This window comes from Chryseolinea sp. T2 (assembly GCF_037203685.1).
Taxonomy (GTDB): Bacteria; Bacteroidota; Bacteroidia; order Cytophagales; family Cyclobacteriaceae; genus Chryseolinea.
In genome coordinates this window covers 450,031-461,999 of the sequence record NZ_JBBCAU010000006.1, presented here as the reverse complement: position 1 = coordinate 461,999, position 11,969 = coordinate 450,031, and the positions used below count along the sequence as shown (strand labels likewise).

Here is an 11,969-nt window from a genome sequence, read left to right as displayed (position 1 = left end):
TCGGTTTCACTGGGTCTGGTCAAGCATCCCGTAAGCCTCGGGAATTGCCGGGTCAGATTTCGAAACGGCAAACTGCTTTTGAATCGTCCACGTGTTTAGCATAGTTTTGGTCCAGATAGTTGCTCCAGCAAACGAAGCGCGTCTCCTTTTCCGGCCCTGCCATATTTCATAATAGATGATCACGGCGTCGCCGTCCTGGGTTACGATGGGTAGTGCGAGCGACACGCAGGCTTCTTTGGTCTGCTTTTCAACGAGAGGAATGTTCAATCCCTGCGTGAATAGAGGATCGTTCCACGTTGAGATCAACGGGTTGCTGATCTGCGACTGGATCCATCCAATGTTTCCGTTCTCGAAATATCCGGAAGTTTTCAGTGCGTCATTGGTGGTGTCCATGAGGCATTCGGGCGCCATTACTTCTTCCATGACGCTGAGGTTTGTTGCGCCCAGTTCATGAACGGTTTGTCGGCTCAGCGAATAAAAAAGAGTGTCGATGAAAGCGGACTGGCCAAAGGCCATTGATGGTAGAATCATGGGCAACGCCAATAGTATTGTCGCAGTCGCCAGTTTAGGGAGTCGGGTCGGCATGTATAAAAAAAAAAAAATCAGTACTACTCATGAGCAGTAACTTCAATGGGGGTTAACCGGGGGCAGCAGGGTGTCGTTGCTGCACTCAATACTAATTTACAAAAAGATTCAGAATCACAGCACGGCGTGAGTGGACATGTGCAAAGGAGACGCAAAAAAAAGCGCAAGGTGCTCCACTTACATGGTTTAGCATCACATAGATTCGCATGGATTAACCCATCGATTAACATCATGAGCGTATCACAGAAATTAAAAGACGGCAAGCGCGTATATGGTACTTGTTTTACCTCGACGGCGCCATCGTGGCCGTTTAGTTTGCAGAAGGCTGGACTCGACTTTGTATTCATTGACAACGAACATATTGCGATGAACAGGGCAGACCTGGCAAAGTTGTGCCAGGTGATCCGGTCGTATGGAATTTCGCCCATCGTCAGGATACCGAGTCCGGATCACTATCTAGTGTCGCAGGCGGTTGATGCTGGTGCAGTGGGCGTGGTGGCGCCATACCTCGAGTCTGTTCAACAGATCCGCGAGTTGGTTGGCGCTGTGAAGTATAAGCCGCTCAAAGGCGAGGTGTTACGGAATGTATTGAACGGAGCGGAGATACTGAATGAAAAGACGCAGGCATACGTTGAGAAAGTGAATGCCGGGCAGATGGCGATAGCGAACATTGAAAGTGTTCCCGCCCTGGACAAGCTTGATGAATTGTTATCGGTTAAAGGTCTCGATGCGGTTTTCATAGGTCCACATGATCTGTCGGTGAGTCTCGGTCATCCGGAAGAATACGATCACCCCGAATTCGAGGCAGCGGTTAAGAAGATTATTCAAACTTCACGCGGCAAGGGACTGGCTGTGGGTATTCATTTTTCTCTCGAACCGGAGCGTCAGATAAGATGGGTGAAGGAAGGAGCAAACATCATCATTCATAGCTTTGACATTGCGTTGTTCACGCAGCGTTTGATTTCAGATATGAAGATCATCAAAGAGGGTGTTGGTGATAGTGTTGCCGTGCATGGGGCTGGCAATATGGTAGTTTAACCAGGGAGCTACTTTTTCGGGGCAGTTCCGGATTTGACTTTCTCGATCCAGATCTCGCTCACCTGAGCGCCCTGTTCTCCTTCGGGACAAACAAACGTGAAGGTCACGTTGCCTCCCGATAAGGCAGCGGTTGGAATATCAAAGGTATAGATGGGCTGATCGCCCGTTAAAAAGTAGTCGTGCACCAGGTAGCCATTCGCGGTTAGCTTGATGCGGGAGCGCAGCCTTCCGGTATAAGCGATACGGATCCGGTAAGCACTCTTCGGGTCCAGGCCCTTGTACTGAATGTTCAGCGGAGTTTCGTATAGGGTTCCCGTTTGAGTCATCCACGCCTTTGGAGCGGTTTGTCCGCTAAAGCCTACGGGAAGGATTTCGTGCACCCATTCGTCTTCCTTAGTGCCAACGCCGAAGTTTACCATAGGCGACAAGAGGCCTCCGGGATCTTTCGACCAACCCAGCCCAGGTAACACGTAAGGCTTTGCGGAAGGAGTGCCGAAGTTCGTGTAGATACCTCCTTCGCCCGGTTCCTGTCTGTGGAGTAAGGCATCTATTGCTTTGAGTCTTTCATCTTCAGTTTGAACGATGGCTATCTTTTTCATCTGATCGTTTAGCCATGGAGCATCATTCAACGGTACGTCTATGTTGTCGATGAAATTTCCGCGACCCCCAGCGGCACCGTGCTTTTTGATCGTTAACTGCGCGCCAATACTTTTGAAAAGGTCGTCGGCCAGTTTCATGCATCTGACTTTGTATGAATCATAGGGTGCAGCCTCAGTTGACTTGTTCAGGATTGCACCTGCCTGAGCGATTGCCTCTAATGATCCCGTCTTAGCCGCGCGCGACAAAGCAGTGTATGCCTCCTTTTCGAGACCGGTTTCGCGAACAAGCCTTTGTTGAGTATATGCATCGTAGTATGCCCGGAGCAGGCACATCTGGAAACGAAAACTATTTATCATTTCCGGAGTGGCAACTTTCTCAAGGGACTGAAAATGCTCCAGAGTTTTACTCACCTGCTTGCTTGACAATAAAGGCCCACGCATATTTTCTTCCAGTTCGAAAATACCTTTGGCTATGGCATCTGCATGATCCGCACTAATGAAGAGTCGTGCGTAGTCACGCAGCGTTTCTTCGACGGGAATGTTTGGATCCCAGTCCTGATCGCTCCACACAAATTTGTTTACATCGTCATTGGTGCCTTCGGAGTAGCTGATGCTCCCCACGCCGAGCGAAGCAAAGATGTTGTGTATGTGCTTCTCATCCTTCGGTCTTGGATTGATGCATTCGCGTCCCAGCGTCATGGCCCAGGCCAGGTCCCAGTCCGGGATCGGATATTGCGCGCTTAGGCTGTGCGTTATGTCGGGATACATGCGGATAGGAATCGTCGGATCGATAAGCCGTCGCATGGAGTCAACCGGCGTCTTGATCCAGGGACCATAAACGACTCCGCCGAACCAGCTATATTTTTTGTTTACATACCTGTAAAATGAAGTCAGCCATTGTTTTGTTGGACGAAACACCTGGGGCGATACCCAGATCTTTGCATCAGGATGATACTTATTCAATACGACTGACTGTTTCTCCAGCCAGGCGAACAATGCGTCTGGTTCCAATTCACCGGGGTCGCCGCCGGGCACAAATACGGCATCCAGTTTTTCAACAGCGGCAAACACAGAGTCCCGCTCCATTAACTCTTCGCGTACTGTTTTTTCATCGGCGTAGTTGGTGCCCATGTTCGGATACCACATCCATACGTCGAGGCCATATGATTTGCAGATTCGCGATTGCTCAGCGATCATCTTAATTGGTGCGAGTTTCATATGTGCGCTGGTGGGATCATCGTCTGTTCGCGGAGGAACGATCTCAATGCTGTTCGCACCAAACAACGCAAGTTCTCTGATGTATTGATCAAATTGTCCGACTGAAAATGCATCATACGAATTTGTTTTCGGACGATAGCCGAGCTGATGACCGCGTATTGAATTGGCAGGTGTTGTTGATACAGTGACCGACCGAGGTATGAGAATCTTTTCAGGCTTCATGGTAGCCTTTCGCAACAGACACCCAACGCCATAGAGCACGCTTCTTGCGTCGTCGCCGGTTATTACGAGGGTACGCGAATCTGCCGACATGAATAGTTTGTATCCATCCTTGCCAATCGACTTCATGTCGTTCAGAGATGATTGCAATTGAGCGGGCAGAGAAGTCAGGCTCTTAGTCGATGCTATCACTATTTGGCGGTCAGGAGATGTGGCAACAGATACGTTGGTGCGGATGTTCAATGTAATGCCGGTGCGTCTAAAGATTTCCTCCGTGAGAACTGCGATTGGTTTTTGCAGAATTGCTTCATCAGAGTTTGATACCATAATACTGGACTTTGAAAAATCCTGGGCATGCGCGGGCAACGTAAGAGAGAAAGAAGTAATCAGCAACAAGATTGCAAGATGTCTATTGCAGTGCGCAGGCAATGAAGCATTCTTAAGTCTGTAGTGGAATTCGGGGACAGGAAACAAAAACGGCTTCATTGGTCAGCGGTGGAATGTAGGTACTGCAAGTAACGAAGTTGTAGTACATCTGCCATGGAATATTTCGAACCAGCGGCAATTCAGTTGTTGCGCATCTGCCGCTGGTAATCATTGCGGATGGTCTCATAAAAAACACGCTAATTGAATATTCCGTTGCGCGAAATGCGACAACCCCGGCTGCCCATTCTTCTATCTTTCCGGAGTTTGCGATGAGCATTTCATTTAATAGCCATCAGCATTTCCTTTAATTAAAGGCTCATGAAAATATCAGGATTCAGAATTTTATCGTCAGGACTACTAATTGTTCTATTGACTTCGATGTTTGTTGATTCGTTTGCGCAGTCAGTAGCATTGCAGAACGTTACCATTTATCAGGAGAAGATTTCACTGGGTAATGGTGAAACAGCCGCTTCGGAAATGCTGAGCCAGGAGGTAGCCAAGCGCACCGGCATCGCGTGGCCCGTATCTGCCACGTGGCCTTCTTCAGGTGATGTGATCGTGCTGAAGAAAGCTTCTGCGAAAAACAAGGTTCCATTCACCATTCCATCGGCGCCTGTTCTCGGATCAAAGGCCGAGTCGTATCGCATTGTGAATGTTCAGCATCAGAATCAAAAGGTAATCATCATTGAAGGTGTTGATGATCGCGGAGTGCTTTTCGGGACGGCAAATCTGCTCCGTATACTGCAGTATGCAAAGAACAGCGCTTCGCTTGAACAGCTTCCTTCGCTGACAACCAGCCCTGATAAATATTTAAGAGGGCATCAACTCGGATATCGCAATACTGCAAACTCATGGGATGCGTGGACCAAGCCACAATTCGAGCAATACATTCGCGACCTCGTTGTGTTTGGTACCAATGCGATAGAATCTATTCCCATCTTTGATGAGAAGGTGAGTCCGCATTTCAAGGAGAAGCCATCGGAGATGAATATTTTCATCAGTCAATTGTGTCAGAAGTATAACCTTGAATACTGGATGTGGATACCCGCGCAGTTTGACTTAAAGGATGTTGCGTTGAGGAATAAGTATCTGGCCACGTTCGAACAGATCTGCAAAGAGTCGGTGCGCATCGATGGAGCATTTTTTCCCGGTGGCGATCCGGGTGATAACCCTCCCGATCTCGTTATGCCGTTGCTGCAGGACATAGCAGTAATACTTAAGAAGTATCATCCGAAAGCAGCGACGTGGGTGTCGCTGCAGGGGTTTACTCCGGAGCAAAGCCAGTATGTTTACAAATACATCCAGGATAAAATGCCAGTATGGCTCGGCGGACTGATCACGGGTCCCAGCAGCCCTACCGTTGAGGAGACGCGTGCAGCACTACCGGCTAAGTACAAGCTTCGTCATTATCCTGACGTTACTCACAACGTTCGGTGTGAATTCGAAATTCCGTGGTGGGATCCTTCATTCGCGCTGACTCTCGGAAGAGAGGCGATCAATCCGAGGCCTTATCACTATTCTGCGATTTATCATGCGATCGATCCTTATATCGATGGGTTCATTTCCTATTCCGATGGCGTGCACGATGATGTCAACAAGGTTCTATGGTCTCAGCTCGCGTGGGACAGGAATGTTAGCGAACGCAACATCATGAAGGAATATAGCAACTATTTCTTCGGAAGCAATGTTGCCGAAGATGCCGGCGATGGTATTCTCGCTCTTGAGAAAAACTGGGAAGGTCCGATTGTTTCCAATGGTGGGATTGCAACAACGCTTACTGCATGGAAGAAGCTTGAGAAAGAAAACCCATCGCTTGAGACCAACTGGCGCTGGCAGATGAACCTGCTGCGCGCATACTACGATGCCTATACACGCGAGCGCTTTGTTTACGAGACGCAGCTGGAAAAACAGATGAATGAGAAGCTGTTGCAGGCTTCGTCGATCGGCGCCGATGCTGCGATGAAGGAAGCGAATACCATTCTTGCAAAGGCGGATACTGAACCTGTGATGAAAGACGTTCATCAGCACATCATCGACTTGTGCGAGGCATTGTTTAAATCTATTAGTCTCCAGACGAGTGTGAAGAAGTATCAGGCCTCGGGACTGGAGCGAGGTTCAGTGTTGGATTTCCTTGATCGTCGTTTGAATAATCGCTGGTGGCTTGAAGATGAATTCAAAAAGATTCAATCACTGCCCGAAGCAGATCGCGTGAAAGCCCTCGAAGTGATTGCCAATTGGGAAACACCTGGACCCGGCAGCTACTACGATGAGGTTGGTAATCTGGCTAAGTCCGTCCATGAGATGAAAGGCGAGAACTGGAGACTTGATCCTATCCTTCGCGAGAGCCCTAATCCAGGATATGACTTCACCGACAATGGTATGAGTCGTAAGAGACTCTCCTGGCTGACTTATATGAGATGGCCGATCGCTATGAAATACACTACGATTGATCCGAATGCGCACTATACGGTGAAGATCAACGGTATGGGTGAGTGCTTGCTGAAGATCAACGGACAACGTGTTGCGCCGAGCCACTATGGAAGGAACTATGGTGAGATAAAAGAGTTTCCGGTTCCGCAGGAGATGGTGAAGAGTGGCAAGCTGGTGCTGACGTGGGATACGATCGATGAAGACTTCATGAACTGGCGGAAGCAGTCTCGGGTGACGGAGGTCTGGTTGATCAAAGAATAGCGGCTGTCCAAGCTGGTTGAGGCCCAATGTTTGCAGGCCAGAGGACATGAGTTGAGAGACTGGATTTTACTCGACGGTGGGGCAGAGCGGGACTGCTCGTTTCTATGAGTTGTCAGTAAACCCAAGGCGTGCGATTTTATTCGTAAAATAAGGTCTCTCAACTCATGTCCTCTGGCCTGCAAACATTGGGCGTTTTTCGTTATAGGTATCGCGCCACTTCTGTTGATCACGTTAGATACATTGTCACTCAGCATCGCCGTCTTTCGATCTATTGTCATTCTTCATCGTATTCGTGCCGTTCATCGTCATTCTTCATTGTATTCGCACGGTCACTCTGCACTCTTCATCGAGCTTGTGCGATCCGTCAACATACCTTTGAGCCACGTAGCCGCTTCATTGCATTCGCGAAAGCGGGCCAATGTTTGCAGGCCAGAGGACATGAGTTGAGAGACTGGATTTTACTCGACGGTGGGGCAGAGCGGGACTGCTCGTTTCTATGAGTTGTCAGTAAACCCAAGGCGTGCGATTTTATTCGTAAAATAAGGTCTCTCAACTCATGTCCTCTGGCCTGCAAACATTGGGCGTTTTTCGTTATAGGTATCGCGCCACTTCTGTTGATCACGTTAGATACATTGTCACTCAGCATCGCCGTCTTTCGATCTATTGTCATTCTTCATCGTATTCGTGCCGTTCATCGTCATTCTTCATTGTATTCGCACGGTCACTCTGCACTCTTCATCGAGCTCGTGCGATACGTCAACATACCTTTGAACCACGTAGCCGCTTCATTGCATTCGCGAAAGCGGGCCAATGTTTGCAGGCCAGAGGACTGAGTTGAGAGACTGGATTTTACTCGACAGTGGGATTCAGCGCGACTGCTCGTTTCTATGAGTTGTCAGTAAAGGAAGGGCGTGGGATTCTATTCGTAAAATAAGGTCTCTCAACTCATGTCCTCTGGCCTGCGAACATTGGAGAGTGATTAATGCTAATGTCAGGTGCATCGACACTCTTCATCGGATTCGTAAGATCCATCATCACCGTGCATTTTGAACCACGTAGCCGCTTCATTGCATTCGCGAAAGCAGGCCAGCGCAAGCGCTGTATTGATAACCTACAAGAAACCAATTGTGCGGATCATCTCACGTAAGCCAGGTGAGGACGGTGATTCGTGTTTCAGCGGGCATTGCATCCCGATAAGAAATAGGCGAAATTCAGTGCCAACAACATTCACCTATGGCACACCTGAGAAACGCTTTTGTTTTGCTTACTGCGCTTGCCCTTGTTTCATGCGCTGACAAGGGACACCAAAATGGTAAACTGAAGGAGTCGCTGCTTCAACAATTGAAAAACAGCAACTCGGATGAAAACTGGTTTGCTCCAATTCATGTCGCGGTTACAGGCGTAACGGCCGAGCAGGCTTCCTGGAGGGACACTACCGAAAATCATTCCATTGGTCAGCTGGCATCTCACCTTGCCTTCTGGAACGAGCGCGTGTTGAAGTCTTTTCAGGGCAACAAGCCACCGGATTTTCAGGGCAGCAACGACTCGACCTTCAGACAACTCGATGAACGCCAGTGGAGCGCGATACAGACGCGACTGGATAGCATACAGAAAAAGATCGAGGAAGTTGTGAGCAATGGAACGGATGAGCAACTCGAGGAGTGGGCACCAACCATTAACAACCTATGCATGCACAACGCCTACCATACTGGACAGATGGTCTATATAAGAAAACGCAATGGATGGTGGCGAGCTCATAGCTGATTACTCATAGCTGATTACTCATTCTGATCACTCATTCTTCAGAACTTCAGCAGGATTCGCATTTGCCGCCGATAGCGACTGGAAGCCAACCGTAAATATTGCGATCGATAAAGCCGTAACCGCTGCTGCAACGAACACCAATACACTGATCGGTGTTCGGTAAGCGAAGTTGCTCAGCCAATAGTCGGTTAAGAAGTAGGCGATGGGAGTGGCGAGAATGATGCTTACGCCGACAAGCTTTGTGAATTCGGAAGAGAACAAAAACACAAGATGACCTGTGCTGGCGCCGTGTAATTTTCTGATGCCGAGTTCTTTCTTGCGTTGATCAGCAGAGAAGGCCGCCAGCCCAAACAATCCGAGGCAGGCAATGGCGATAGCGAGTGCGGTAAACAGATTTAGGATGACACTCATCTTCCTTTCTTCATGGAAGGTGTTATCGAATTCTTCGTCCATAAAACTGTACTGGAACGGAACCGCGGGATCGACTTTGGCAACTTCGGTCTTTACGTTGTCGATGATGGACTGCAGCTCGTCACCGCTTTTGATTGATGCCGGATTGAGGCGCATGGAGAGATAGCAGGGAAAGCCCGCGCTATAGCTCCAGTGTTTGTCGTTGTCGGTGTGCATAACAATCAATGGTTCGATCTTCAGCTTCACGCTGTTGAAGTTGAAGTCTTTCACGACGCCAATGATCTGGAGCTTTTCTTCTGATCCAAACGACTGTACCACGTGTTTTCCAAGAGGTGAGTTGTCGGCCCAGGTTTCTTTCGATCCATAGCCCAGTATGCGTGCAGCCTCTTCGTTGATGATGATGTTGTACTTATCGGCAGCGTTTGCCGGATCGAAGTTTCTTCCCAGAAGGAACTTCGTTTCAAGCAGAGGAAGATAGTTTTCATCACAACGCATGTAGTGCAGATCGACGACCGGCTGGTCAGGACCTTCTGCGCGATAACGATCTCCAGCCCAGACGTTGGGAGGCAGGAATCCCGATTGTGCGACCGCCGTAAATGCGGGGTTAGTCTGCAGCTTTGCTTTCAGCACATCAACGCCTTTGCCCAGCTGATGAATGTTGTAGATCTGAAGTACATGATCTTTGCTGATGCCGACATCGATCGTGCTTGTGTAGGCCAGCTGCTTCTGTACGAAGAAGGTGCAGATGATCAGCGCGATTGATACCGTGAACTGAAACACAACGAGTGCATTCCGGATGCCGGATCCTTTGAAGCCGGATTTCAGTTTTCCTTTTAACGTTTCAGCAGGCTTGAAGGCAGAAAGATAAAGCGACGGATAGCTTCCGGCGGCGAGTCCGACAATAAGGATAAATCCAATCAGCGTACCGAAGAAGTAAGGATTCGTGAGATGAGTGACGAGGCTAAGCTGCTTCTCGGCGATCGTATTAAATGCATTCAGTGATAGTTGTACGAGGACCAGGGCAGCAACGGTGCTTACCGCTACATATAAAACAGATTCGATGATGAACTGTCGGACGAGCGTGGTCTTCGCCGAGCCGAGCACCTTTCGTACACCGACTTCTTTGGCCCTGTTGCTGGACCGCGCCGTCGAGAGATTCATGAAGTTAATGGACGACAACAAAAGCACCAGTGCTCCAATGGCGCCAAAGATCATCACGAACTTAGGATTGCCCTGCGGACCAAACCGGTTGAAGCCCGGCTCGCTTGCCAGGTAGATATCACGGAGTGGCTGCATGTAGAGCGTCCATGGTTGTCCTTTCGTGAACTGCTCAAAAGTTTGATTAAAGATGCTTTGTGTGGTGCGGCCTGCCCACTTCGGTGGAAGTGCCTGAAGTTTCTTTGTCAGCGCGGCGACATCCGTACCTTCTCTTACGAGTCCATAGGTGCCGAAGATGGTCCAGATCCAGGTATACTTTCCATCCTTGAACTGTTCAACAGAAGTGAGCGAGCTGAGCATGTCGAATTTCAGGTGTGACTGTGCAGGCACGTCGGCAAGCACTCCTGTTACCGTGTAGGGTGTGTAGGTGCCCGTAGAGGATTTCGTTTCAATCAATTTACCCATAGGGTCTTCATCACCGAAATACCGTTTGGCTGTGGATGCAGTGATCACTACCGTGTTGGGATCTTTTAGCGCGGTATTTGGATCGCCCTTCAGGAAGGGAAATGTGAATACTTTGAAGAAGTTGTCTTCGGCCGCATAAAAGTTTTCCTCATTGAAGTTGGTAGCCTCACCGTTGTCTGTTACCCGGGTGAGCTGTTCGCCAATAAAGTATATTCTTGTTACCTGTTCGAAGTCGGGGATGTCTGTTCTGATTGCTTCTGTGATACCGGGACCCGTGCCTGAGAATTGTTCCGTCCAGTCGCCCCAGATCATTGGCTGATTGATGCGATAGATGCGGTCACCATTGGAGTGAAAAGTATCATAAGTACTTTCTTCATAAACGTATAAACCGATGGCTACACAGGTGGCGATTCCCAACGTGAGGCCTAACAGGTTGAGAATTGTGAATTGTTTATGACGCGCTGCGCTTCGCCACGCAATCTTGACCATGTTGCCGATAAACATAGAATGACTTTGTTTGCTTGCTGTTGACGAGAAACCGAAGATGAGATGGATCGCATCGACCCAATACATTCCTTCGGCAATGAACTTTCCTTTTTCCTCACGACGATCTTCGTAGATTTCTTCGAGGTCGCCCATGAACTCTTCGAGATAGGCGCGGCCAACCCAACGTTCAACAAGAGCGTCGGCAAGCCTGCGCGATAATGATCTTCGAGCGTCACTCATGATCCGGGGCTTAATTGCGGGATCAGGTCCCACATCTTTTGCCGCACCTCCTGAGAAGTGCGCAGTTGTTCCATTCCTTTCTTCGTGATCCGGAAGAGTCGTTTGCGTCTGTCGCCCCTCTTGTCGGAGCTGCCGCCGAGCTTCGATAGGAGCAAGCCTTTGTCCTGGAGACGATAAAGCGTGATGTGGATGGCACCGAGTAAGATCGTTCGACCGGTATGACGTTCCACTTCTTTCTTAACCGATATTCCGTATGCTTCGCCGTCGAGGATACAGACGGCTAGTAGTATGAGTTCTTCTAATTCTCCGATAACGCGGCTCATTTTTGCGCTGCTTGATAAGTATATACAAAATTATAACTAATGGAGTCAGAAAGTCAATAGCGACCAGTCGGATCAGCGGTTCTGAGCGAAGGTTAAGCAAGGGAGCCTGTTAAAATGTTCACCCTAAAGAGGGGATGCAGATAGCTATTTTCGGGCTTTTGAGCGCTGGATGGCATTTTCATTTCAGGGAAAAAAAAGCGCCAATTGCATTAAATTGATACAGTGAATTGTTTCAAAACGATGCAGTTCATGAAGACAGCGACAGGATAAGTTGCCTTCTTAGGATCCAAAACGCATTCACTTAGGTTGGAATAACGTTTGGCAGAACAACCAACATCACCTGGTC

General features: G+C 48.9%; 7 protein-coding genes. 3 read left to right on the top strand and 4 right to left on the bottom strand.

Going from position 1 to position 11,969, the window contains the following annotated elements:
* Nucleotides 1-6: 6 nt before the first annotated feature.
* Nucleotides 7-585, bottom strand: a complete 579-nt coding sequence (locus tag WBG78_RS20830) for a hypothetical protein (protein ID WP_337328415.1) — start codon at nt 583-585, stop codon at nt 7-9.
* Between the two features lie 231 nt (nt 586-816).
* Here WBG78_RS20830 and WBG78_RS20825 point away from each other — a divergent pair, with 231 nt between their 5' ends.
* Nucleotides 817-1,623, top strand: coding sequence for an HpcH/HpaI aldolase family protein (locus WBG78_RS20825; RefSeq protein WP_337328414.1), 807 nt, complete (start codon nt 817-819; stop codon nt 1,621-1,623).
* A gap of 8 nt (nt 1,624-1,631) precedes the next feature.
* Here the strand turns inward: WBG78_RS20825 and WBG78_RS20820 are convergent, their stop codons facing one another.
* Entirely contained in the window at nt 1,632-3,986 is a 2,355-nt protein-coding gene (locus WBG78_RS20820; protein ID WP_337328413.1) for an alpha-glucuronidase family glycosyl hydrolase, read from the bottom strand.
* Between the two features lie 417 nt (nt 3,987-4,403).
* On the opposite strand from WBG78_RS20820, the gene WBG78_RS20815 reads away from it, so the two are divergent.
* Nucleotides 4,404-6,776, top strand: coding sequence for a hypothetical protein (locus WBG78_RS20815; protein WP_337328412.1), 2,373 nt, complete (start codon nt 4,404-4,406; stop codon nt 6,774-6,776).
* A 1,233-nt stretch (nt 6,777-8,009) separates the two neighbouring features.
* Entirely contained in the window at nt 8,010-8,540 is a 531-nt protein-coding gene (locus tag WBG78_RS20810) for a DinB family protein (RefSeq protein ID WP_337328411.1), read from the top strand.
* A 27-nt stretch (nt 8,541-8,567) separates the two neighbouring features.
* On the opposite strand, the gene WBG78_RS20805 is transcribed toward WBG78_RS20810, so the two are convergent.
* On the bottom strand, nt 8,568-11,300 hold the full coding sequence (locus tag WBG78_RS20805; protein ID WP_337328410.1) for an ABC transporter permease: 2,733 nt from the start codon (nt 11,298-11,300) through the stop codon (nt 8,568-8,570).
* On the bottom strand, nt 11,297-11,623 hold the full coding sequence (locus WBG78_RS20800) for a PadR family transcriptional regulator (RefSeq protein ID WP_337328409.1): 327 nt from the start codon (nt 11,621-11,623) through the stop codon (nt 11,297-11,299). The genes WBG78_RS20805 and WBG78_RS20800 overlap by 4 nt, the downstream gene beginning before the upstream one ends.
* Nucleotides 11,624-11,969 lie beyond the last annotated feature (346 nt).